We start from the raw sequence: 25,763 nt of genomic DNA, 5'->3' as shown, positions 1-25,763 counted from the left end.
TGCCCGCGGAGTGCACCACCTCGGCAAAGGTCTGGCTTCCAATATGATTGCGTTCCCGATTGCTACCGATCTATTGAACGGCGCGTTACACCAACTCGTACAAGCTCCCCCGCTTGCTGGCCATAGTTGACTCGATCGACGCTGCCAGGCCGCTGTCGTGAATCAGCAGACCGAACTCGATGTTTCGATTCTCAGCGTTGTACGAGAAGTTTGCACTTGTCAGCAGAACGATCTCATGGTCGACGACAATGAACTTGGTATGGCTGACGATCGGCTGTCCATTCGGCAAGTTGGCTGAGCGGTACACGGTTGCCCGCGGGAGCCGTGCCTTGACGCCGCCAGGGTCGCCCTTGCCTGCGTCGACGTAGACACACACAACCACCTCGGGCTCCTCGGATGCTTTCTGGAGTGCGTCCCACATGCTCGATGTCGATGAGAAGTTATAGGTCGCACACGTCACCGAAATACGAGCCGCGGCGACGACATCGTGAAACTGATTGGTCAGATGTCCGGTCGTGGCTTCGTTTCCGGGCATCGTCCAGACCGGAGTGAGGTCGCGGTGCGCAGACTTTGCACCTGCGATCCCGCGGAGCACCGCCACCGAGATGGCAGGCTCAGTGTGTCCAATTCCCGCTGAATTCAACAGATTTGCGGCTCGGTCGCGCCGGGCGTGGCTTACTGATGCGAGTGCGTGTGCGGTGTGCTCGCCCGCGTCGATGAGCACTGCCAAGCTTTCCGCTTCGGTTGCGGTCAGGTACTCCCCCAGTTGTTTCAGCGGGTCATCGGACATCAGGGCTCCCGAAGAACCCCGGCACCGGCTTGCCGTGCGCGCTGGGCAATGTGAGCAGAAACCGGCGGTCGAGGAATCGATTCGCCCTTTCGCACGATGTCTCCGATGCGAACGTGCAGCAGTGGCAAGCCGCCCCGTGCAGAAAGTCCTCCGGGTCACTCGGAGTGCGCATGGCGCACACAGGGTCCGACGAGCACCGAGCAGCCCGGCGAAGCGCCGAGATCACCAGCCCCTGCAGTCGAGAGGGCTCTGAGAGCGCGACGAGTCCGCCGAGGGTGCCTTCGCTATCTGAGGCCGTGGTACAGATCAACAATCCGGCAGCACCCTCGCGGTGCGCGGAGGCCGGCCACCCGTAGATCCGCTCGGTCAAGCTGGCCGCACCGTAGCCACACGACATCGCCATCTCGCGGATCAGAACGTGAGACAGGGTGTGCAGCAACCAGTATCGCGGTGCAGGTAGCCGGGTGTCGGGGTCCACAGCTTTGGCGGTCTCAGAGAAGCGTCGGGCGAAGTTACGTCGGTTAGCCGTCTGATGCGCCGCCCACAGCGGCGTGGTGTAGACGATGTTCTCCCAGTCTTCGATGGCATCGAGGCTGAGTTGCAGGAATATTCCTTCGCCGCGGTCCTCTGTCGCGGGCACCCATGTCGGCTTGCCGTTGCGGGTGAGCTTGACCAGTCGACCAGGCAGGTCGTTGACTCGATCCATCTCATCGAGACGGGTGAAACCGATGAAGGCATTGACCTTCTTCATCTGGTTGACCGCGACGACGCGGCTGATCTGTGTGGGAAGCTCGGGGCTGCGGGCCATGTCGGTCACCATCAGCCCCGTGGTGTTCTTCTGAGAGGGGAACAGCGCCGGCTTCTGCAGGTATTGCCATTCGGGGATCAGGAGTTCTACGGGATCCCAGTCGTCGCGCTTCTTCTTGCGCTCCTCGTCGGACTCCGGCGGCGTCAGCGCGTCGGCAACCGCGGTCGCGAGGCTCTCATTCGAAACACCGCTCAGGTCAATATCTTTCATACCTGCCATCGCGCGCACAACGTCGACTTGTCCAGCGAACTGCTTGATGGTTTCGATGCCGAGTTCCAGCCGAAGGAGGTCGCCGAGGGCTTCGGCCTTTTCGGCGTCGGTGCGTGGCATGACGATGATCGATTGCGTCGAGGCGAACCACAGGTTCGAGGCACCCATCATGATCAGCGTCGGCCGCGCGTTGCACTCTTTATCGAAAGCATTCAAGTGCGGATGTCGTCCCCGGCAGGTTTGCGGCAGCTTGTCGCGGCCCACCGAGCCCTGTGCCTCTGCCATGCCGCGGGTTGCCCCGCATTGCGTGCACGCGATCATCGATCCAACGCTCTTGCCGACGTTGGCATCACGCATCTTCAGGTCCGGTCGCTCCGCCTTGGGGCATCGCCGGCCGCGATGCACCCACAGTTCGTACGGAAACTCGTCGACGTGTCCGTTGGTGCATGTCAACAGATGCTGTGCGGGTACCGCGGGGCTCTCCCGCTTCCCAGTCTTCGTACCACCGCGTTGCGCGCCGCGGCCCGGGCATCCCTTATGTGTGAATTGCGCGAGGTCTGGGCGGAAGGGATGGGTGTTGATGTAACTGAACCGCGTCAGCGGGCCGAGGTAATCGCAGCCCGTGCATCGCAGCCATTGCGGGAATACTCGTGCGGGGATGCCTAAGTCGGCGCCCTCTTTGGCGAACGAGTTCTGTTTCGGCTGCCACGGATAGGGGCGTAGCGCCTCGAGCTGCGGACCAAGGTGCATCCGAATCACGTTGAGGAGCCGAGGCTCGATGATCGCCGGAATCTTCTCGCGCCGTTTCCAGATGGGCTCCCAGTCGTCCAACCCTGCGGGCATCACCGAGAAACCGGGCAGATCCATGATCGCGCCCGGCCCGTAGGTGTATAGCAGCGACGACGGCCGTGACGAGCCAACCTTGGCGCGGTTTTTGACCACTGCGTCTTCTGCGTCGGCCAACGGGTCGAGCGCCTCCCCTGGATCGTGCAGCATCACTTCTTCGGGCGTGGTGTCGGTCATCAGGACTCATCCCCCACTGGCAGGGTCCATCGTGGTGCTCCGTCGGGTACGTGCGCGAACAGCCGCTCTGGGATCGGGCTGACTAGGATGTTGATCTCCGGTTGCACTTCCCGCATCGAGTTCGCGACGACGAAGGGCGCCTGATTCGATGACCCGACACCGGCTTTGGCGTTCTCGGGGCTCATCAGCAACGGCAGGTACTTGTCCCCCTCCCCAGTGCGCTCGTACACCAGCGTCCGGTGCATGTCGCTCGCGCGGTTGGCGCGATCGGCCCATCGATCGATGCGGTTGATTAACCGGTCGCTGGCATACTTCACTCTGGCGTCATCCTGCGCCGCAGCCGAGATGCGGGCTTTGAGTCGTTCGGCGACGCGCTCGACCACGTCCCGATGTTCCTTGATCCGCCAGGCTCCGCGCTCTTGGGAGAGGCCGTCATCGAGAGGCGCCTGCACGACTCGCGCCACACTGACCAACAACCCGTCCAAGCCTCGATCCAGCGACGTCGGCGAGTAGGGCGTCACCGACAACGCTTCGACCTGGGAGTAGAACGTCTCGTGGTAGTGGCGGAACTGTTCGTAATGCGCCAGATCGCGGGGGCGAGCCCAATTGCCCAGCGTCACAACCAAACCAGGACGGGAAGCGTCGCGGCCGACGCGAGAGGACGCCTGAATGTACTCGGCGGTGTTCTTGGGCTGGCCGACGACGAGCATCAGCCCGAGCCGCTGCACGTCGACACCGACCTGCAGCATCGAGGTGGCCAGCACCACGTCGAACGGCGCCTCCTTGCGGGTAAGCACCTTCTTGCCTTCGCGCTGTGCTGCCATTCGAGCCTGGAAGGCGTCGGTGGTGTCATAGTCAGGGTCGAACTCCAAGCCCAACCGGTCCAGGGTGCGGCCGATCTCTGACGACGCGATCCGGGCGGTGAGTTCACCGGTGTTCAGAAGTCCGAACGCGGCCCCGTGTCGGGGTGGGAATCCGGAGTCTTTACGGGGGCGCTTGATTCGATTCTGCACGTCGTCGCCCATGTAGCGTGTCATGCCCGCCAGCTCGCGGGTGGCATTAAAGTATCCAACGACCGTCAGGTAGGGGTCCGCGGCGATGCCGCTGCGGTCCAAGAGCAGTTGCCCGGCGGAGAGCAATACCTCCGAGACGCGAATCTCGGCGCTGGCTAGCCGGACTCCTTGCGCGCTTACTCCGATGTAGCGGCGACCGGGCGTTGTCTTGGCAATCGGAATTTCACGGGAGAAGTAAGTGTCGGCGACGTCGAGCACTTGGGGGGGAAAGATCTCCAGGCGTCGCCCGTACAGGCCACGCACCTGCTCCTGCGCGTTGCGGACGGTGGCCGTGGACGCGACAATCAGTGGCCGCACTGGCTTGCCGTCGGGCTGTTCCCAAGAGGCCAGGGTCTCCACCGCAACCTCGAACAGGCCAACGGAGGTGCCCAGCGCCCCGGTAATCAGGTGCAGTTCGTCTTGGATGATCAGATCCGGGGGGCGTAGCCGGTTCACCGGGTGCACGGTGGCTGCGGGATATCCGGCCACGGCCGGGTGCGCGGTGGAGATGTTGCACGCCGCATAGTCGGGGTGGACGTAGCCGTGGCGACCGCAGCGCCGTCCGACGTAGCCAAATAATGCTGCGGCTTCGCCTTCACGGGCCAGGCGGGCGAACTTGTCGACGGTGGCGATGACGAATGCCGGTGTCAGCCGGTAGATCTCCTCGTCCACGGTCAGAATCGGCAACCCCTCGCTGACCTGTCCGCCCTTTGAGAACGGGCAGCGCGCGAGGTCATCACCGCAGTAGACGAACACCCGCCGGGCTGTGGCGTCAGCCTTGACCTGTGCCGCGGTGATCGGGGTACCACACCAAGGGCAGCGCTGGACCTGGAGCACGGTCAGCCGATGCGACCCGTATTCGTTGGCCTTGGTCAGCTGTTCGTCGGCTTCTTCGAAGCGTTTAGGGCTTACGTCGGTACCGACCCATAGCCCGATACGGAACGGTTCACTGCCCCAGGTGGTTTCGTCAGCTTGACGCGCGAGCTCGGCCGCGCACACCAGTGCGGTGGCTCGCTGGAACTGCTGGGCCGTCAGCAGCCGTAGCGTGTAGCGCATCAGCACGGCGACGCCGTCGCTGCCGTCCAGCGGGCCGTCGGTGGAATCGACGAGGCCTTGGCGACGGCGGATCGCGAAGGTGTAGGCGGCCAGTCCGAGATAGGCCTCGGTTTTGCCGCCACCGGTCGGGAAGAACAACAACTCGACTTGTGCTAAGTGCGCGGCGCTGCGCAGCGGCGATGTCGGGTCCGTTAGGGAGCCGAGTTGCATCAGAATGAACGCCAGCTGGAAGGGGCGCCAGGATGCCGCCTTCGCACCCGCCTCCGCCACCTTCTGTTGTGCACCGGCGATGGACAGTGCAGGATCCGATGCTCGCAGCGCGGCCACCTGGGAGGCGATGCGTTGATCGCGCATCACGGCGTTCATGAACTGAAAGCAACGCAGCGCTTCAGGATCAGCCACGACGTGTTCCAAGCCCGCTTGCAGTCGCTTGTGGGCTCGGCGGGCTTCCACCATTGCCAGGTCGGCAGTATCACGCAGATGCAGCGGAAGCTGCGTGGTCGCTGTTTCCTGGGTTTCGAGCCAGTCCCCGTAGCCGGTGACCAGTGGCTGGAGCCCGGCACGGACCTGTTCTGCGGTCGACGTCGCCAGCGCATCCATAGACAGCAGCGCGTTCTCGACGTCGCGCGCCTGGGTCTGCGGGGTTTCGGCGACTGGCAGCCATGTGGTCCACACCGCGGTGGCACTGCGCGAGCCCCTTTTTACCGTCCAGTCCACCGAGCAGGTCCGACCGATCGCATACTCAAGCCGGTTGCGGTATTGCAGGTTCAGGCGCTGAACCTCGGGATCGTGCTCCGGCAGATCCTGTTCGAGCACATCGCACACCGGGAGGAACACCGCCGCTCCCCTGGCGTCGATGTGGAGCTTGGTTTGGAACATCCACATGCCGATCGGGATCGGCATCGGCGTCTCGCGGTCGTTGCACAACGCGATTTCGATGAGCACCCGTCCGTACGTCGCATCGTCGTAGCGGTCGACCCGAAGACAGATGGTGTCGCGCAACGGGATCGTCGTCGTCTGCCCAGCGGCGAGATCGGCTAGGCGAATGGTGCGGGGCTCTTCGACCGGAATCCGTTGGAAGTGGCGGATCGGACGGCCTGCCTTGGTGACTTTGTCGGTCTGCACCGACTCGTAGGTTCCCCACGACGCCGTGACCGTGAACGCCTCCAAATCTGGCGGTACTTGAAACCGCAGACCCATCGACGAAGGAATCATCAACCCCTGCTTGGGAGCCCGGTCCTCTGCATCATCATCGGCAGCATCGGCCTCACCATCGTCAGCGGCAAAAGCAGGTATACCCCGTCCCTCAGCTGCGGCATTCGCGTCAGCGCGAGCCTCGGCCAGATCGCCACGCTCGGCGCCTTCGGCTGCGTCACCGTTACCGGCGGTGGCGCCGGTGAGCCGCACTGGCGCAATGTATCCGACCAAGTATTGGGAGCGTGGGCTGAAGGGCAACAACTCATCGGGGCCATGGATCGGGCCGAGCAGCTCGCGCTCCAGGATGTCGACCAAGTTCTGTCGAACCGTGAACGACGAGCCGTCGGGCTCGAAGGTCAGCTCGTAGGACGAGGGCGGTTCCTTCGCTTTCTCAGTCGCGCTGGTCATTACAGCAGTGTCCCTTGCTCATCTGGTGCGCTCTTGCCGCGACGGCCTTTGCTTTTCGTTTGCGGTGTCAGCTTTGCTTCCTCGGCGGCCCGGCGGTGGTTTTCTTCCAACAACCGATCGAGAATCTCCACCCGTGCCGCGGGGCTAACCGTCCAGCGCTGCATCTGCCGATAGGTATGGAAGCCGTGGCCGAGCTGAATGTCGGACCAGTCATACGCGTCCATCACCGCTTCGTCGAGCTCGACGTGAATAGCGCGCATTCGCGCGACATTCGGGTCAGAACTGTCGGTGATACTTGGATCGTTGATGAGGTTGTAGAGCTTGGTCAAGCCGAGATCGCGGCGAAGCATGATCTGACGGCGCTCTCCGTCAAGCGCGCCACCGATCTGTTTGAGCCGACCAGTCGGCACTGGCCGTGGATACGTTTCGAACACATCCGAAGGCGTGTACTGGAGGTCCGTTCGCAGCGTGGTCCCGTACTTGATAGACCATGTTTGGTGAAGCGACGATGAGAGCACGGCCTGCAGTGCATATGAATCGGTCGCAAACACCACGACCTTTTCGTTGAAGACTTGGTGTGTCGGAACGCGCACCGGCATTGCCGTTTTGCTGATCCGCGCGATCGCGAGTACCTCGTCGAGGTCAGCAATCGCCTTTCGCAACGCGGGCCGCTTATCGCCGTACTGCCACCACCGTTCTCGGTGGGCCTTCCTATTCACCTTCTGGCGCTCAGGATAGACGAGGGACTCAACGCGTTGGAACGGAATCTTCCATTGTGACGCCACCGCCAGTGATGCGTCGTTGAAGTCGATCACCCAACGGGACGCAGAGCAATCAGGACGGGAGTTAAGATCCTCACCGTTTAGGTAGGGGAAGAGCACTTCTGCGTTACACAGATCCATGTCAATCCATTCCTGCGCTTCCCCAGGTTCAACGACGAAGCCCAGTCCGACAACAACGCAGCCTTGAAACGCCAGATTGACATTTGCATCAAGCCGAACAGGGTTGCCTTCGACCCGGCCACTGGGCTCGAGAAGAGCGGATATCCGTTTAACCGGTGCGCCGTCACTGATACGCGGCACCTCGTCTCTGACCCGCCCGATGGAACCCCACACCCCGGCGTACTCAAGGGCGGCGCTTGCTACTGGCCATGGCTGGCTCTGGACTGCACGGGTGATGGTGAACCCACATGCCACCATCTGGTCGAGCCCGACCCCCCGAGTGTCGCCCTGCGCGATTGTGTTCGTGGCAATAAGCCCAACAGTCCCGCAAAGGGCGAGCAACGATTGTGCACGCAGAAAGAAGTACGCGACCTGGTCGGCATTGCCAGTGGCTCCGTTAGCAACCACGTTTACGAGCCATTCACGAACATCTGAGCCCATTGCGCCAGAAATCTTCTTCCCACCAAGGAAGGGTGGGTTGCCGATGATGGCGTCGAAGCCGCCGCGCGCCACCATCACATCGGGCGCTTCGATGATCCAGTGATTTGGCTGCCAACGTCGGTAGTCGGTCGCAACGGTCGGAGTGAGACCAACGTCGATGATCGAGTCGAGCATGGTGGAATCAGCCTCACCTGATTCGGGGTGGGCAGCTTTAACAGCGATGCGCAGATTTTCGTATGCCTCGTCGCGGATCCGGCCCGGTTTCCCGCCGAGCGGCAACCCGGCTGCGACGATTCCGTCGGCGACCTTGCGCAATTCAGCTGTCACGTCGCGCAATTGGGTCAGTTGGCGGCGTTTTGCCGCACTGTTGCGGGCTGGATCGTTCTCGTCGATCTCGGACGCAAGCTTTCGTCGAAGTTCCGCCGCCTTGTGGATGATTGCGTCGATATCAACATCGAAGATGTCGAACATCTCCCCTGCCGGGACGCGCGAGGGATCAATATGCAGCTTGCGGAGCTGGTCCAGGCTGGTGATGCCGAGCAGTGAGTTGCCGAGGAAGATCTTGTCGTCGACGAAGGAGAAGGGTAGGTCGCGGTCCAGCGATACGAGCCAGAGCGAGAGCTTACACATCTCGACGGCCATGTCATTGATGTCGGCGCCGTAGAGACAGTTCGCGACGACCTCGCGGATTGCGCGGCGGTGCAGATCACTGCGGTGGGCGTTGGCGGGATCCTCAGCGGTCCACGCTTCCACCACCCGGTCGGCCAGATAGCTAGCCGCTGAAACAAGGAACGCACCTGAGCCGCAGGCGATGTCAGCGACCTTCAAACCTAGCAAGTCATCGGAAGACTTGAGCCGCCACTGAGATTCGTCAGCAGTCTGATATGGACCGGGTGAGTAACACAGCGGCTGCAGCGCGTGCAGGACTACCTCTCGGGCGAGCGACTTGGGGGTATAGTGCGCGCCGGCGTTCTTGCGGGACGGCGTTTCCTTGACCATCAGCCCGCCATTGAGTACCACGAATGGTCGGCCTCGGAGGTCCTGCCGCATGATGCCCAGCCACGGCAACACGCGTTCACGTAAATCGGTGTCGTCGCCGACCGCCTGAGCCAAGGCGCTGATCACACTCGGTTCTGTCTGGGCGCCAATGTCCTTGGCGATTGCGGCAGCCGACTTGGGTTTGGCCGAGGGTTGATCGCGTTCGATGTGTGCGCGGACTGCCTCGGCCAACTTTTTCGGCGCAGTGTTAGCCGCTGCAAGCCGTTCCAGCTCAGGCAGCGAGATCTCCGGTTCTTCGCCGCGGGTACCTTGCAGGCCGAGATAGGTCTCACCGACTGTGACGGCGGTGTAGCCCAGCAGGCCTTCGTAGATGTACCCGATCTGCTCGACGTCGATGTCGCGGAAAGAAATCCGGCGTACCTCGCTACCTTTGAGGACTGCCTGCTGGACCGACCGCAGTGCGTGCAGCATCACTCGGTCGGATACTGAGATGGCCAAGGTTCCGTGCGCGGTGAGTGCGGTCAGGAACGGGAATCGGTCGGGGTCAAAGAGAGAACCACCGTAGGCGGGTACCCGCATGTTCTCGAAGGACGCACCACCGTAGAGCGCCTGACTCGTAGCGAGCAATCGATGCCACGTCAGCGAGGTGGCATCGAGGGCCTCCTCGCTTTCCTCAGCCTCGCGTGCTTGCAGCCGGTCCAGTTCGCGCGAAATGCCGTACCCTTGCTCGAACAACTCCCCCGACGGCAGCAGTCCGCGTTCTTCGGCGAACAGTAGGAACACGATCCTCATCATGATCGTCACCGCAGCTTCATAGCTTTGGTGGGTGTCGGCGGGTAGCGGATCGGGCTCGCCGCGTTGTTGAGCGTCGCGTGCCGATTCGGAGAACGACTGGATGAGCAGCTCGACCGCGCGTCGCACCTGCGCGCCGAGGGCTTCGGTGATTTCTTCGGCGGCAGCCACGGATTCTTCGAACAGCATCGGTAGCCGCTCGTCTTCCTTGCCGCCGATGATGTGCTGACGCGAGGTCAGTGTCAGGAACGCGTCGCGGGTGCGCGGTTCCTCCACCCAGGTGAGCGCGTCGACGATTCCGGAGGCGGTCATGGCGCCCGTGCGTGCGCACACCAGCGCCCACCAGCGTCCGTCGGTGACGATGCCGATCGGAATGTCGTTGTTGCGCAAAAGCGCTTCCATTCGGTCCACCGGAGTGGCCGCCCACAGGTCACTGGGGACCTGACGCAACGAGTCGACAGGGTCGATCACCGACACCAGGGCGCCGATATCGCCGTCGGGGTTCAGCAGGGCTGCCTCGACGCCGACGGTGACGGCACGGTTGGGTGACTGAGCGGTGACGCCGGCGACGGGTCCCCAGGACAGGGATTCAGCCCAGCCGACGACATCGCGCAATACGGTTTCGACCCATTTGTCGCGGGCGATGCGGTACGCGTCATCGGTCGTGCCGGCGTCGCCGATAACTCGGTCTGCCGTCTCCCATGCGGCTTCGAAGTCCTTGCGGGCGTTGAGCAGTGCCTCTTTGCAAGTGTTATCCAAAGCTGGCATGCCCTGAGGCCAAACCCGCTTGAGCGGGGCGATGGCCAGGAATGGGCCATCGGTGTCGACGAGTTCGAGCCACGCGCGGTGCAGTTCTGAAGCACTCGGTGTTGAACGTTGCCGGGGTGTGCGGGGCGCCATCAGCGCAACCCTCCTTTCGCATCCTCAGGAGTGAGGGCGAACACCACAGCGGCAGCGGTGGTGTGGGGTTTGACGTCGGCGTAGCGGTCGGCGATAGCCGCGATCTCGCGGGCCTCCTCGTCGTCGAGTTCGTCGAGACGACGCTCCATCGAGTCGATGTCGCGGCGCCATTGCTTCTGCTGCTCGTCGGCCCACAACATCGTCTCAGCTTCGGATTCCTTGCTACGCAACAGAGTTAGTGATTCCCGCAGGTTGGTCCGGAATGCCGAGAAGATGTCACGCGCCCGCTGGATGTCGGCGGCCCGGCGTTTGTCCAGCTGCTCCAGCACCTGGGCGTGTCGTCGGTCGGCGCGAGCGTGCATAGACTCGTCCAGCCGAGCGCGCAGCGGCGCGTCCGCCGCATTCCAGATCTCACAAAGCTCGTCGCGGACCCGGCGGCTGGCCAGCGTCAGACGCTCCCCGTCCAGGGCATGATCAAGGGCGTGTTCGGCCTTCGCCTCGGCCATCGCACGGCGGCCTCGTAGGCGAACGCCAACAAGAAAGACCTCCTCGTGCAGCCGCACTCCACCGCGACCGACGAGCACCATGCGGGTCACTGCCGCGACGAACGATTCAGCCATATCGTCGATCACCACCGCGGTAGCTCTGTTCAGGGTGGAATCCACACTCCACAGCGAACGGCGCAGTAGACGTTGCGCTTTCTGCACGATCGGATGTCCCAGGTGGACGTACACCAGGTCGGCGCGTCCTTCAGCCGCGGTCGGATCGAATGTAATCGGGCGCAGCACATCAGGTTTCAGCCGGGTAGCTAAGCCTCTGAGGGTGTCCTGCCAGGCGGGGCTCAACGGTGGCATCGCGAACACCTCGGCGTCGGTGTCGGTGTCGCCGACCGGTTCCAGCGGAAGCTGGTGGTTGATCCGAAGCGCGGTGTCGACCACGCGGCGCAGGTTCTGCGGTTCCAGGTGCAGATCTGCACGTGAGGCGTCGTAGCCACGTTCCAGCTCGGTGAGGCGGGTGTTGAGTTCGATGCCGCCGGCCAAGGCTTCCTGGATCACCTGATTGCCGTCGAGGCCCTTGGCTTTGCGTTTGGCGGGTTTTCGGCGGGCAAAATGCTCCTGGATCTCGTCACCGATCACCTGGTTGGCAGATCCCAGGTCCACCTCGACCTGGGCAATCTTGCGAGCGATGCGGGCCATGAAATTCGCGTCGGCGGCGTAGGTGGAGGAGTTGTCGTCGGGTACGAAGTGAAACACCTCGGGTGTTTCGGTCTGCCCGTAACGGTCTATGCGGCCAATTCGCTGTTCGAGTCTCGACGGGTTGAAGGGGATGTCGAAGTTCACCAACCGGTGGCAGTGGTTCTGCAGATCGATGCCCTCGCCAGCGGCATCGGTGGCCAGCAGCACCCGCACTGGTTCCTCGGTCGGGTCGGCAGTGAACTGCGACCGGATGTACTCGCGGTCCTCGGTAGGGGTTGCACCCTCGATGACGGCCAGCCGGTCGGCGTAGCCGCGCTGAGTGAGTACTCGTTGCAGCCAGCCGAGCGTGTGGGCGTATTCGGTGAACACCACGACCCGCTCATTGGTCCAGTGGGTGCCGTCGGGCCGGCAAACCGCGTCGAGAAAGGTGAGCAGTCGGTCTACGCGCGAGTCGGGCCGACTTTCGTAACTCAAGCCCCAGTCGGCGAGTTTCTCCAGCTGACCGGGTTCGGCGGCGCTGAGTGGATCGGAGGCCTTGGACTCGCGCAGTCGCTCGGCCTCGTCGTGCTCCCAGAGACCTTCTTCCTCGTCGGCCTGGCCTTCTCCGAAGATGTCGTCGTACTCGTCTGCGCGTAACCCCCGTCCGGCGCGCGCGTCGCGGTAGTGGTTGATCGTCATCCCGAAGGCGAACGGGCTGGACAGGAACCGCTTCTTGAGCAGCATCGTGACGATGTCACCGCCAGGTTTGGTGCCGTTCTGCTTGGCGCTGCGGGTGACGATGTCATCGAGAAGCGAGAACATCTCCTGTTCGCTGTCCTCGGGCGTGAAGTCGAGAATCTTGACCTCGCGGTCCTTGAACCCTTTCCCCGTGAGGTCACGCTTGAGGCGGCGTACCGTCACGTCCTTGAGCGCGGTGGAATCCAGGAGCGCGCCGCGGGAGAACCGGCGGGGGTCGATCATCTCCATGAGCGCGGTAAACGACTCCGGGTAGCCGTTGTGCGGCGTGGCGCTCAAGAACAGGCGGTGCTCGCACGTGTCGGCGAGCTGGCGCACCGCAATGGTTCGTTGGGTGTCCACCGAATAGCCGCGTCCGCCGTGGATGGCCGAGGGGCTCGACGGAGCGACGTGGTGGGCCTCATCGACGATAAGTACGTCGAAGGTGAACCGCTTGCCCAGCTTGGGGTTCTTGGCCTGGGCGTAGACGTCGCGCAGCAAGCGCTGGCAGCGCACCTGCGGCAGCCACGCCATTGACACGATCACCCGTGGATACAGCTGGAAGGGGTTGGCGTGCAGGCCGTGGGTACGGCGCACCTCGGCCATCAGTTCACTGTTGACGATGACGAACTGCAGGCCGAACTTGTCCCGCATCTCGTCCTGCCACTTCAACGCCAAGCTTGGCGGGCACACGATCACTGCCGTGCGGGCACGATGCCGCAGGAACAGTTCCTGCACGACCAGGCCGGCCTCAATGGTCTTGCCCAATCCGACGTCATCGGCCAGAAGCAGGTTGGTCCGCGGGCTGGTCAACGCCCGACGCAGTGGTTCGAGCTGGTATGCCTCCACCGTGACCCCCGACCAGAACGGCGCCTGGTAGCGGTTCGGATCTGCTGAAGTGACCGCGCCCCAGCGCATCGCGTCGATGAAGCCGGCCAAGGTGACAGGATCGTCGAAGCCCTCTGGGTTGATGTGCTCGGGCAAGCCCTGCGGCGGGGTGACGGTCTTGCCGACCTCCAGCTCCCAGATCACCGACAGCTGTTCACCGAGGCGATCCTCGTCGAGTGACTGCAGGTCGACGACGTGATCTAGTTTCGCGGCTGCGTCGTCAGCTGGGCTGAGGGGTAGACCCTGGGCTTGAACGTTGGCGACCGCCCACGTCGAACCGCGCACCTCAACAACCTGACCGGGCTCGGGCAGGGACGGGGCAGCTACAGGCACAGGTGGTCCTCCGGGTGGTGGCGTTGGCCGAACAGTATCGCCGTCGATACCGACAACGGCGCGGATGGTGTCTTCGGACACTCCGAAGTGCTCGGCGGACCGCTTGATCACCTCGGCTGCGGCGGTGTCTCTGCGGGTGGGGTCGGTATTGGAGGTCGCAGCAATGAAATCCCGTCGGATCTTGTTCCGCTGACCCGAAGTCAGCAGCTCCTCGGGCAACGCCGCCGGCAACTCGTCATGGAGCAGGTACTCGATGGTGTCGTAAGAGATGCCGTACTTAGCTTCGAGCTGGGCGCAGGTGTTGCGCATTGCCCATTCGATGCCGTGTTCATCGACCGCTTGTTGCACCGCTCGACGGATTGTTGCGCGTTGACCAGGCGACAGATGGTCAGCTTCTTCCCGCGGTGTCTCCCCCACGCATCACCACGGTAGCCGGGGATCTCGGACATTGGTCGGATTTCTTCGGCCGCCGTGGCGCGCCAGCAATTTTTAACGAGTATGGCAATATTCCCTCGTGGCTGACCCGCTCTCACTGCATGAGGTAGTCGACACGCTCGTCGAGATGGACCTCGTGGACCTCGACAGCGACGGCCCGTGGCCTGGCGACCCAGACGACGCCGACGCGTACGAGCCGGACTGGACTCAGATTCACCCAAAAGACTCGGACCTGGGTGCGTCACTTGACCGGGCGCCAGGGCGACCAAACGCCTACGACGAAATCCAACAGCGGGCGAGCAGCGGCTTCCTGGTGCCACCGCCCGATGTGCTGGATGCCCTCGCCTGGTATACACCGATCCACTATTTCGGCCTTGGCTCCGCGATCTACATCCGAGAGACGGCCGTCTTCGACGTTGCCGCCGCAATCGTCAATCGACTGCCCGAGCCCGAACGCGAGGTGCGCGAGAATCTCGCCGGTGCGTCTCGTGCAGCAATGTCGGTGCTCTACCTCCACGAGGCGTACCACCACAAGATCGAATCGCTGGCGATCCGATTCGAAATGGTCGAGCGCACCCGGCGCTACCTCCCCTACTCGAAGGAGGTGTACATCCCACTCATTCAGCAAGGATCTGACGACGTGCTCGAAGAGGCCCTTGCGTGCGCCGAGATGTATCGCCGGTTCAAGACGGAGAGTCTGTACCGCCGAGGCGTTCCCAAGCTGGTGCGTGAAGCGACGCTAGCGATGCTTCCCGAGTGGTTTCAGACCCTTCCGCCAAGCTACCGCGAAGCGGCCCGGTACTTCAGCGATCGAAAGTTCGACCGGGCGCAACGCGAGCTGATGAGCCAACTGCATGAAGCATCTGCGGACCCCAGGCGCGCGGCCGATGAGTGGAGTCTGGCCCCGCACCTCTGCCGTGGCCTGTTCGACTGCCAGCGCATCACCCATGTGCTCGTGCCGAGAGGCAAGGAACCGATCTTGCCGTGGATCGGCCATACGCGTGCGCTCCCCTCCGTAAGCAGCAGAAGAGCCATACAGCGACTTGAGAATCAAGGATGGAAAGTCGATCCTGGCAGAGGAAAGGGCTCACATATACGACTTAAGCATGCCGAGAAGCAAGCACTTACCATCCCTGCGAACCGCGAGTCACTCTCTCCACCCGTACTGAAATCGATCGCGCATGCGTTGGGTGTGCGCCTGATGGATCTCGAATTCTAGGCAGTGCAAGGCTGAGCAATGGACAGACAGATCGCATCCGTCGGTGCCGATACTCAACGAGCCATCCAGATCGCCTGTGACGAATCCGGCTCTGACGGAGAGAATCTCATTGAGGGATCCTCAAGAGTCTTCGCTCATGGAAGCACAGATCTTGATTCGGTAGTCGCGTCGCAGTTCATCAATGATCTTCGAGAAACTGTCAAATACCAGGGCCCCGAACTCAAATCAACAAAACTGCTGCAAGATGCGCGGCGACGTTCCGCGCTCCTGAGCATGTTCAGCCCCGGTGGACCGCTGTCAGGCAGGGCGAAGTTTCTGGTAATCGACAAGTGGTACATGGCGGCAGCCAAGGTCATTGACCTGGTCATCGAGGAAGACGCCTACGCGAACGGCATTGACATCTACTCGACTGGCGCGGCCTACAGAATGGCGCAGACCCTGATGCAGGAAGGGCCCCGCGCGTTCGGCGAAAGCCGTTGGCAACAGCTGCTCGGTGCGTTCGTGTCGTTTGTTCGTCGCAAACAGCGGGTGGGACTGAAAACGACCGAAGCTGAGCTTCTTCAGGTGATCGATGATCTTCGACTTCGGAATTCGCGTCGCAATGTAACCGCCATCATGCAAAGCCTGTGGCAGGGTAGGCATCACCTCGCTGACTACAGGCCGGACGGCCCGATCGCCAGCATGGGCACGCTGGAACCGATCGTTCCCGCGATCGTCAGCACGGCCAAAGCCTGGCATCAAGTGCACCACGTCCCGATTGAGATCGTTCACGATCGATACGCTGCGCTGATTCCTCTCGCGGTCAAGGACATACTGGCGATATCCACCGCCAGATGGCCGAACATGGGTATTTCGCCTCCAATCACCTCACTGCAGCAATTGGATTCGAACACCGATGCGCGCGTGCAAGTGGCTGATCTTGTGGCAGGAGTGGGTGCCTGGGCAGCTCGAAGCGCTCTTGACCGAACACTTTCGGATCAGGACGCCGAGCTCATCCGTCCATACTTACTGGCCGATTCAATGTGGGCGGACGTTCCAAGTTGGATCCAGTTGTACGGGCGGACGTTGAGGTGATACTTGACCTCGACCCAACAGCGGCCCGGTGGAAAGCGCATCGGCCACGAAAAGCTGTCCGAGCGTACGCACAACGCCTGCGGATCCGAGAAGACAGAAGAACGGCAGCGACTATCCGAGGCCGAACCGCCAATCTGACGGCGTATAGACGCGGTAGTGCCGATCCGTCTCCAGGTGGACTCAATGACAATTAGCACAGCCAATGTCTGGGCCGAGCAAATCAATATCGGCGGCAACATAATTCGTCAACTGCTCGTCCCTGAATGCGAAGAGCTAACCGTCTCTGACGACGCTGGCGACCTCAGTGTCCATGGTTGCTACGGTCGATGGCCGGCGAATCGTGGCGCTATCGGCGGGCCTGTAGAGCATCTCGTCGCGGTCCTTCCTACCATCAATCGATCAACGTTTCGCATCAGCTGGAGCGGCAATCGCGAGCAGCTGAATCCCGATTTGGTGCTTGAGACATATAGGCAAGCAATCGGATTCACCCCGCACGATGAGCCTGGCAGCTTGCGGCGTCCACAGATCGCTGCACTGCATTCAATCGTCGGATACCAGTCCTCAGGTTTGAGCGAGCCCGCCATCGTCGTAATGCCCACCGGCACTGGGAAAACCGAGACGATGCTGGCGTGGATGGTGGCTACTCGCCCGCCCAAGCTGTTGGTGATCGTACCCTCCACTGCTTTGCGTAATCAGATCGCAGGCAAGTTCGAATCGCTAGGGATTTTGCAGCGTGAAGGCATCGTATCGCCAACGGCACAGCGGCCCTGCGTCGGCCGACTCGAGCACGGATTCGCCGACCCTGGTGAGGCTTCAACCTTCATCGATCGATGCAACGTCGTGGTGGCAACGCCCAATGCCCTACATGCGGGCCATCCTGATGCGCGTGCCGCGCTGCTCGCCGGGTTCACCCACCTTGTGGTCGACGAAGCTCACCATGCGCCCGCGACGACGTGGACAGCCATCATCCGCCAGTTCGATACACGCCCAGTCTTACTGTTCACCGCGACACCGTTCCGCTCGGACGGACGCTCACTACCCGGGCGCGTCATTTCGCGATTCCCGCTGCGTGAGGCCCAGAACGACGGCTACTTCAGTCGCATAGAGTTCGCCTCCATTGTCGCCATCGGGGACCCCGACCGCGACCTCGCCGCTGCAGCGATCGCCCGACTGACGAGGGACCGCGAGGCAGGTCTCGATCACATCTTGCTTGCGCGCGCCGCGACAAGAGTGCGCGCCGAAGAGATCTTCGCCATGTACCAATCGATGGCGCCCGAAGCTGAACCACAGTTATTGCATGACGGCCTCAGCTCACGCCGAAAGGCAGAAGCGCTCACTGCGCTCTCCGATCGTCGATGCCATCTGATCGTCTGCGTCGACATGCTCGGCGAGGGATTCGACCTGCCTAACCTGAAAATTGCTGCCTTCCACGACAACCGCAGGTCCCTCGGACCAGTCATACAGCTCGTCGGCCGGCTGGCGAGAACTCAATCTACGACACCGATCGGCCCGGCCAGCGTATTCGTCTCCCGAGACCCCGCGACTCAATTCTCGCCGCTGCGGAAGCTGCTGAGGGAAGATCCCGACTGGGACAAGGTGCTCAGCGACGTCACCGACCGCGCGATCGCAAGAGCTGAAGAGGTTAGCGAGTTCGATCAATCCTTTTCAACGACACCTTCGGAGGTGCCCGTCGGTTTGGTGGAGCCGAAAATGAGCGCAGTGGCTTACCGAACCTATGCGACCGAATGGAATCCTGATGCAGCGCTGGACGTATACGGCGAAACCGTCCTAGAAGGCGTCATCAGCGTGAGCTCGGTCGACAACGTCGCATGGTTCGTGATCGAAGCGGTCAGCGACCTCAGATGGGGCGAGGTGCCTGGATTGCAGACCGTTTCATACGACTTGGTTGCCATGTATTTCGACAACAGTCTCGGTTTGCTGTTCATCCACGGCTCCGATACTGACCGCAAGTATGACCAGCTGGCCGAAGCGGTACTTGGCGAAGAGCCGACGATGATCCGTGGAATGGATACCTTCCGCATCTTTGCGCAGCTCGATCGCCTGATACCCACCAACGTCGGGTTGCTCGATTCACGCGACCGCGACAAGCGTTTCTCCATGCATGTCGGCAGCGATGTGGAGACCGCACTGAATGAGGCTGAACGCAACCACAAGACCAACACGCACATCGCCGCGAAAGCGTTCGAGAACGGCGAACGGGTGACGATCGCCGCCGCGCTGTCGGGCCGCTTCTGGTCGATGCGTACCGCACCGGGACTTTCCCAATGGCGGGACTGGTGTCGGCACCAAGGCACCAAATTGCTCGACGCATCAGTCGATTTGCGCTCCTTATTTCGCGAGATGATCATCCCGATGGCAGTGACCGAGCGTCCCCAGCACCCGTTGCTGGCTGTGGAGTGGCCATGGAACCTGTATCTCGGAACCGGCACCGCACAGCACGCGGTCTACGACAGCAAGAGATTCTTAATCACCGATGTCGACTTCCGTATCGACGATTACTCGACCGCTGGGCCGTTCCAATTTTCGGTAGTAACGCCGCTGTGGGATGTTCCGTATACCGCCGTGGTGGGTGACACGGGTCTGCACTACCGGGCCGTCGGCGCAGAGGTCGAGGTCGAGAGCCGCGGATCGGCAATCCCGCTGTCGACATGGTTCAACAACCACAAGCCGACGCTGTTCCTCAGCGGCGACCGACTTATCACCGGCGACGATCGGCTGCTCGAACCGCGCACTGAGCTGCCGCCCTACAATCGCGACAATTTATCGCCGCTGCCGTGGGTTGCCGATGGAGTCGATATCACGGTGGAGTCCCAAGGTGTCAACCGTCGCCAAGACTCCGTGCAGGCCTACATGTCTCGATACCTGCAGGACCATCAGGCATTCGATGTTCTCATCGACGACGACCGCGCAGGTGAGGCAGCTGATCTGGTGGGCCTTCGGATCGACGGAGGGTATCTGGTTGTCACACTGGTGCACTGCAAGTACTCATCCCAATCCAACCCTGGCGGCCGTCTCGCCGACCTCTACGAAGTATGCGGTCAAGCCACCCGTGGTGCTCGGTGGCGAGACCATGGCGCGATGCCACTGATCAACCACATCGATCGGCGCGCGCGAAACTACCTGGTGCGAACAGGACAAACCGCCTACGAAGTCGGTGATCGAGAAGCGCTGCTGCGTATTCAGGAACGTGCACCGCTGCTGTTCATCAGATTCGCGACCATCATCGCCCAACCAGGCCTAAGCATCGCGGCGAGCACAGACGAGCAGATGCGACTACTCGCGGGCGCCGAGTCCTACGTCAGAGCGGTGACCAAAGGTACTTTTGGCGTCTACTGCTCCACCTGACCGATCTGGACAGATCTGGCGCTTTCAAGTCTTGCTGGATTTCGTCCGGCACTCTCATGGCCGGACCGGACGGGTGACGGTCCATAACTACCTGACTCCCGGCTGGGCATCGCGTTTCACCCCGAACCTAATTCGACACTGGGACTGACCGGACCCCGTGAACTGGTCCACGGCGAACGAGAGTCGTTCATCGGTGGGTACAGGCGGCAGCATAGCGGGCTGGGGGTAGGTAGCCCAGCGATGAGTGTCGGCGGTGGTGGTTGTAGTCGCGCTTCCAGTCGCCGATGACCACGCGGGCCTGGGCCAGCGACCAGAAGCTGTTGATGTTGAGGCATTCGTCGCGGATGCGGGAGTTGAACGATTCGACGTAACCGTTTCGCCAGGGTTCGCCGGGTGGGATGAAGTGCAACCCGACTTGTCCATCGGCCCAGTCGGCCATTGCACCACAAGCTAATTCGGGCCCGTTATCGCACCGAAGCACCGCGGGATAGGTCCCGCGTTCGGCCGCCACGCGGTCGAGCTCGTCGATGAGGTGATCGCCAGTGATGCTGCGCTCGACCATGTCGCCGAGGCATTCGCGGGTGTGCTCGTCGATGATCGACACGATCTTGATCGGCCGCCCGTCGGTGGTCACGTCGAACTGGAAGTCCACTGCCCACACCCGATCGGGTGCATCGGCGACGACCTCCGGTGCGGCGGTGGATGTGCCGTGCCGCTTTCGTTTGCGCCGCTGCGGAACCCTTAGCCCTTCCTCGCGCCAAAGCCGTTGGATCTTTTTGTGATTGATCACCCAGCCTTCACCGCGGGCGTCGTGGTAGGCCGGCCGGAATCCCCGCCGGGGGTGTTTCTTGGCGTAGCTGCGCAGCCAGTCCCGTAAGGCGGCGTCGGGATCCTCTGGTGTCGCCGACGTGGGTTCGTGGCGTTGGGTGGCGCGGTGTTGCCCGGTGACGCGGCAAGCGAACCGCTCGCTGACCCCCAGCACGCGCTGAAGGTGACGAACGGCAGCCCGCCGGCGTTCCGGGCCTAGAAGTTTCCCTTGGCGATCTCCCGCAGCGCGTCCTTCTCCAGCTCCGCGTCGGCCAACAGCCGTTTGAGGGCGGCGTTCTCGCGTTCGAGGTCCTTGAGCCGTTTGGCGTCCTCGGCCTTCAGGCCGCCGAACTGGTTGCGCCACCGGTGATAGGTGGCCTCGGACACACCCAGTTCGCGGCAGACCGCCGCGGTGTCCTTGCCCTCGGCCAACAGCCGGTCAGCAGCCATCAGCTTGCGCACAATCTGCTCCGGACTGTGCCGTTTCCTCGTCGCCATGATCTTGTCGAGCCTTCCTGCCCACAACGTGGGCCGCAAGACTCTCATAAGCCATGGATCAACCGATCGGGGTCAGGCCAGGACGTTACCGCTGCGGAGCCAGTCGAACATGGAGCCGATCAATCGCCGTCAGCTTAATAATCACGACTTGCCTGCAGAAGCTGTCGTTTGGACTTATCCTGATCGCGAGAATGTCAACTAGTTTCCGGGGGGAATACACATGGCAGCGCACCTTGAGCCCAACGTCGATTCTGGTTGCCAGGTGGGGGCCACCCCCGTGGTACCGAAGCTAGACTCAGGATGCCAGGTCGGAGCCGTAACCGCGACCATCCGTCGTGAGCTACAGAAGCCCTTGCCGCAGCGCTAGCGGTTGAGCGCGCATTTGCCCGAGCGGGTCGCTGCTCCCATTGTTCTTTGGAGCTTGCCAGCACTGGAGCCGCGTCAGGCCCCCGTCGGTTTGTGTCTGGTCTCTGCCCTGCTGATCGATGCTGAGCTACCACATGAACTACGGCATCAGCACGTTGACTTCGGCGTGCGGATGGCCAGTAGGCTCGGCCGCGCCGACGCAGCCGTCGTCGCGACGCACGGCACAATCGGTGAAATGGCCGCGGGGTGGGCGCTTCGCCTGCATCAGGACCCGCAGTCCGAACTCCCCGAGGACTTGGCGCGACACCTGGACACGCACTCGTTTCCGCGGACGGTATTCGCCATCCTGGCGGAGGAATTGCTCGCTCAGGCTCGCGCTGATGTAGCCAGCCTTCTGGATGCGCCTCCCAAGGTGGCTGGATTCACCCTCACCATCGCCCAGACTGGCGCGTCGATCCTGTGGGCAACCCTGCTCAAGGAGGCGCTGCCGCAGATCACGGTCGTGTTCGGCGGCAGCCAGTGCGAGGACCCCATGGGAATCGCGCTGCTGACGGGCACTGCGTGTGTCGACGTTGTCGTCCGTGGAGAAGCCGATACCACGATCGTGCCTCTATTCTCGGCGCTTCTGACCGATTCGGATCTGGCCGGAATCGAAAACATCGCCTACCGCAGCCGCGACGCCGTCGTCGTTGCGGCGAAATCGGAACTGGATGCGCCCTGCGAGCGAGCTCCCAATTACTCCGACTTCGCCCGGCAATTCAGCGAGGCGCAACCCCTCCTCGGTGATGAACCGATGTTCTATGTCGAAGGTAGCCGGGGTTGCTGGTGGGGCGAAGTCAGCCATTGCACGTTCTGCGGAATCCACACTTCGGGTATCAAGTTCAGGGCGAAATCGGTTGAGGCGACCCTTGAGGAGATCAGCCGTGTCGTTCAGGAAACGCGCTCGTTGACGGTCGTGCTCTCGGACACCATCATGAGCACGGCGCACATCCACGACTTGCTGCCCCGGTTGGAGACAATGCGCCGCGAGGTCGACGTGGAGATTCTCGTCGACCTCAAGAACAATTTGCGACGCGACGACGTCCTGGCACTGGCCCGCGCGGGGGTGTCCACCGTGCAACTTGGTGTTGAGAGCCTGTCGACGAACTTGTTGCACCAGATGCGCAAGGGAAACACCGCCCTACAACACGTGCAGGCGCTCAAATGGCTTACCGAATGCGGCATCGGAGTCTTCTACAACATCCTGACGCACATACCGTTCGAAACGGTTGCCGACTACGACTCCTCCACCCGCCTCGCCGAAGCCATCAACCATCTGAATCCCCCGTCTGGCGCCTTCGCCATCGAGATCGACAGGTATGCACCGTATTTCAATGACTGGGAAGGCTACGATTTTCCCAAGCCAGTTCCCTCACCGATCTATCAGTGGATTCTGCCCACTGACTGCACGGTCGACCTACAACAATTCGCCTACGTGTTCGAGGGTCGCCACGCCAGCACCCAGACTCCCGAACTCGACACCGCCCGCGAGAAATTGGCCAAGGCGATCGACCAGTGGCAACACAACTACGCCACCCACCAACTAACCCACCGGCGCGGCCCAGGTTTCACCGTTGTCACACGCACCAACCCCGAAGGCAGTCAACGGTGGGTGTTGGAGGGCCCGGAGGCAGAGCTCTATAACCACCTCGACCGAGTCCGCCAATACCGTGCCCTCGTGAAGGTTATGACGCCGAGGATGCCCGAACAGCGCCTTCGATCGACCCTGCACCAATGGCGGGAGGCAGGGCTGTGCGCCGACGACGGCACCACCTGGCTTGCCCTGAGCGTGCAACATCGCAGACTCACACCGCAATGAGCGCCGCCTTGCACCCCGCAATTTCGCTGCCGCACTTCAGGATCGTCACCGATGACATCATCTCCGGCCTCAGCGAGGCCCACACGGCTATCACCGAGTATCCCTACGCAGCCGTCGTCTCGATGCCGGCGCTGACCCAAGACGACGACGGGGTCGCGGAGGCGAAGATCACCGAAGCGCTGGCTGCCACGTACCGGTTGCTCGCTCACGGAATTGCGGGGCAATCGCGGGTTGCGTGGCCGATCGGCGTCAATCGCCAACCTGGATGGGCATCGCCGCGCAACAACATCGCCGGACAAGCGGGGCCCGCCTCTCTGCACACGGATGTGCCCGCCGCCGATGATCCCGACCGCTACATCGCCATGTACTGCATCCGGCCCTGTGCGCTAGGAGGCGGTCAGAGTCTCGTGATGCCCGTCGACGGCATCACGGCGAACCTCGGCGACGATGACATCGCAACGTTGGCCGGCGTTCCCGCGCCCTTCGCCACCGACGTCTTCGCCGCCGACGGAACCTACACCCACACCGTATGCCGGCAGCCCGTGTTCTTTGAAAATGCGAGGCGTATCCGCTACCGACACGAGATGTTGCGCGCGGGCACCGGATTAGAGCCCCCGGAGCCCACCCTGGCCCGAGCTCTAGCCCGACTGCAGCACATACTCGCGAGTCCACGAGCGGCGATGGCGACCTTGCAGCTACATCGGGGACAAATGTTGCTACTGGACAACACGCGGTGCCTCCACGGACGCACTGCGTTTCGCGACACCTCGCGATATTTGTTGCGCTGGCGGTTGGACATCATCGCCGATCATGTCGGCTAGACCGCGGCCTCGAGCTGTAGTGCACCGCCAAATGGACCAGGCGGGTTGCCGATACGTGAAGATCTTCGCCGCGGGCGAGCACTACCGCCGTGAACGCAGCGCTCTCCAATGGTTGCGCGTCGTTGCCCCCCAGGCCGTACCGGAACTCATCGCGCACGACGACGCAACGATGACCCTCGTCACCGCGGAGACTCGCGGCCACGCGCTGCACGAACTACCCATTCCACATCGCGCAGCCGCCATGCTGCGATTGGCTGACCAGCTGGGCCGGATCGCCGAGGCCACAATGTCCTCGGCCCAGATGGCCCCCCTATCGGCACTCCTCAAGCAAATGCCCAGCGGTTACCGCGCCGGACATCAGGCCACGATGGCGCTGGCCGCACCCCTGGAGCGGATGGCATTGGACGCCGAGGTCGATGCCGTCGACGCAATCCTGCAATCCAGTATTCAGTCGTTGCAGATCGGCGATCTGTGCCCCGACAACGTCATCGTCGGTGACGCTCAGACGGTTCTACTGGACTGGGAATTCGCCTATATCGGCCCCACCATGATGGATCTGGCCGCCGTGACCCTGTCGAGCTTTCCGACATGCCGAACGAGTGTGGGTGTCGAGTCCAACCTCGCCCAAAGCATGATCGAACGCTGGAGCAACACCACCGGCGCTGCACTGAACTCTCCGACCCTGGCTGCGGCACAACTCCAATGGGCCCTGATCACTACCGGCGAACTTCTCGACCTGGAACGAACCAACCAACCAACCCCTCGCATCGTCGCCGACCGAGCAGTGCGGCTACGTGACCGTTGCCGCAGCGCAGCGACTGCCGCCGCTGAACTCGAACTGCCCGGACTGCGCACATTCCTGCAGCGGCTAGCCGATAGCCCTGCCCCCAGGCGCCGATGACCCCCATGCGCCGAGACTCACCGTCACCGCTATCGGAGTTCGTAGCTTGTCTGTGTGACGAGGCCAACGCCGGACGCATCTACGACCGGCCCGGCCCGCCGGAGACGGCCTGTCTGCAAATACCCAATGTCGTTGTCCGGCATCGCAAAATCCTTCAGGGCCCAAACGTACCCATCACCGCCGGCAGGCAGGCCGCACTGCAGCCACTTGACGCAGTGATCCACGACGTCCCCACACTGTTTCGTCGCTGCTTCGCCCCCGACACGGTCGAACGGCGATTCTACGACCTGCCCGAGCGTCCCTTCGAGGAACACCTCGCACACCTGAAGGCCGGCGAGCTTGTTGGCTCAGTAGACAGAGCGGCCAGCGGCGGCATTCGCAGCGACATAGCCGAACTCGTCGCCGCCATTATCACCACCCGCCCCCGGCCCGACGAGCGTTGGATCGCATGGCTACTGGTCTCACCCACCATGCAACACCGCGGACTGGGCAAGCTCCTCGTCGCCGCAGCGTCGAACCCGACGTACCGGCCACAGTTGGCCGTCACCGCGCACACGCCCGCTCACGCCTTCTATCAACACCTCGGGTTCAGCGAACTCTCCGAAGCCACCCTCTACTGTCGCAGCACGCCGGGCACCCGTTGATACGAGGGCCGTGCGTGCACCTCCAC

At 62.5% G+C, this 25,763-nt stretch carries 13 protein-coding genes; 7 read left to right on the top strand and 6 right to left on the bottom strand.

The features are described from left to right. Positions 1–85: 85 nt before the first annotated feature. Genes drmC through drmD form a run of 5 tightly spaced genes read right to left on the bottom strand, consistent with a single transcriptional unit; the run spans position 86 to position 14,096 of the window. On the bottom strand, positions 86–790 hold the full coding sequence (gene drmC, locus G6N67_RS31555; RefSeq protein WP_036442134.1) for a DISARM system phospholipase D-like protein DrmC: 705 nt from the start codon (positions 788–790) through the stop codon (positions 86–88). Continuing rightward, positions 780–2,831 carry an MrfA Zn-binding domain-containing protein gene (gene drmB / locus G6N67_RS31550; RefSeq protein ID WP_036442132.1) on the bottom strand — a complete coding sequence of 684 codons (2,052 nt, stop codon included), beginning with the start codon at positions 2,829–2,831 and terminating at the stop codon, positions 780–782. Before drmB ends, drmC begins: the two co-directional genes overlap by 11 nt. After that, a complete protein-coding gene (drmA, locus tag G6N67_RS31545) occupies positions 2,831–6,544 on the bottom strand; it encodes a DISARM system helicase DrmA (RefSeq protein WP_036442130.1) in 3,714 nt (1,237 codons plus the stop codon). Before drmA ends, drmB begins: the two co-directional genes overlap by 1 nt. Further along, positions 6,544–10,617 (bottom strand): Eco57I restriction-modification methylase domain-containing protein, encoded by a 4,074-nt coding sequence (locus G6N67_RS31540; protein ID WP_036442128.1) that lies wholly within the window; start codon positions 10,615–10,617, stop codon positions 6,544–6,546. The genes drmA and G6N67_RS31540 overlap by 1 nt, the downstream gene beginning before the upstream one ends. Then, entirely contained in the window at positions 10,617–14,096 is a 3,480-nt protein-coding gene (gene drmD, locus G6N67_RS31535; RefSeq protein WP_235684076.1) for a DISARM system SNF2-like helicase DrmD, read from the bottom strand. Before drmD ends, G6N67_RS31540 begins: the two co-directional genes overlap by 1 nt. Before the next feature lie 166 nt (positions 14,097–14,262). Between drmD and G6N67_RS31530 the strand changes: the two genes are divergently transcribed. From G6N67_RS31530 to G6N67_RS31520, 3 genes are all read left to right on the top strand, one after another. Further along, positions 14,263–15,402 (top strand): type II toxin-antitoxin system HicA family toxin, encoded by a 1,140-nt coding sequence (locus G6N67_RS31530; RefSeq protein WP_036442126.1) that lies wholly within the window; start codon positions 14,263–14,265, stop codon positions 15,400–15,402. Positions 15,403–15,420: 18 nt separating this feature from the next. Beyond that, complete coding sequence (locus G6N67_RS31525; RefSeq protein WP_131524861.1) at positions 15,421–16,476, top strand: DUF3800 domain-containing protein; 1,056 nt, start codon at positions 15,421–15,423, stop codon at positions 16,474–16,476. Between the two features lie 183 nt (positions 16,477–16,659). Further along, positions 16,660–19,842 (top strand): DEAD/DEAH box helicase, encoded by a 3,183-nt coding sequence (locus G6N67_RS31520; protein WP_036442122.1) that lies wholly within the window; start codon positions 16,660–16,662, stop codon positions 19,840–19,842. Positions 19,843–20,029: 187 nt separating this feature from the next. Here G6N67_RS31520 and G6N67_RS31515 read toward each other — a convergent pair. After that, positions 20,030–21,147, bottom strand: a protein-coding gene (locus G6N67_RS31515) for an IS3 family transposase (protein WP_110798722.1) whose coding sequence is annotated in 2 segments (ribosomal slippage) — positions 20,030–20,880 and positions 20,880–21,147 — 1,119 coding nt in all. Because the reading frame shifts where the segments join, the coding sequence is not laid out codon by codon here. 370 nt (positions 21,148–21,517) lie between these two features. On the opposite strand from G6N67_RS31515, the gene G6N67_RS31510 reads away from it, so the two are divergent. The 4 genes from G6N67_RS31510 to G6N67_RS31495 all read left to right on the top strand — a co-directional run bounded on the left by G6N67_RS31510 (position 21,518) and on the right by G6N67_RS31495 (position 25,737). Next, positions 21,518–23,371: a RiPP maturation radical SAM C-methyltransferase gene (locus tag G6N67_RS31510; protein WP_081812845.1), complete on the top strand. Its 1,854-nt coding sequence runs from the start codon at positions 21,518–21,520 to the stop codon at positions 23,369–23,371. Beyond that, positions 23,368–24,192, top strand: a complete 825-nt coding sequence (locus tag G6N67_RS31505; RefSeq protein WP_036442116.1) for a TauD/TfdA family dioxygenase — start codon at positions 23,368–23,370, stop codon at positions 24,190–24,192. Before G6N67_RS31510 ends, G6N67_RS31505 begins: the two co-directional genes overlap by 4 nt. Beyond that, positions 24,182–25,093: a phosphotransferase family protein gene (locus G6N67_RS31500; RefSeq protein WP_081812843.1), complete on the top strand. Its 912-nt coding sequence runs from the start codon at positions 24,182–24,184 to the stop codon at positions 25,091–25,093. Before G6N67_RS31505 ends, G6N67_RS31500 begins: the two co-directional genes overlap by 11 nt. Positions 25,094–25,308: 215 nt before the next feature. Then, complete coding sequence (locus G6N67_RS31495; RefSeq protein WP_036442112.1) at positions 25,309–25,737, top strand: GNAT family N-acetyltransferase; 429 nt, start codon at positions 25,309–25,311, stop codon at positions 25,735–25,737. The last annotated feature ends 26 nt before the right edge of the window (positions 25,738–25,763 follow it).

The sequence above is a fragment of the Mycolicibacterium mageritense genome, assembly GCF_010727475.1.
GTDB lineage: Bacteria > Actinomycetota > Actinomycetes > Mycobacteriales > Mycobacteriaceae > Mycobacterium > Mycobacterium mageritense.
The sequence above is the reverse complement of the archived record's forward strand: the minus strand, read 5'-3'. Positions and strand labels throughout refer to the sequence as shown.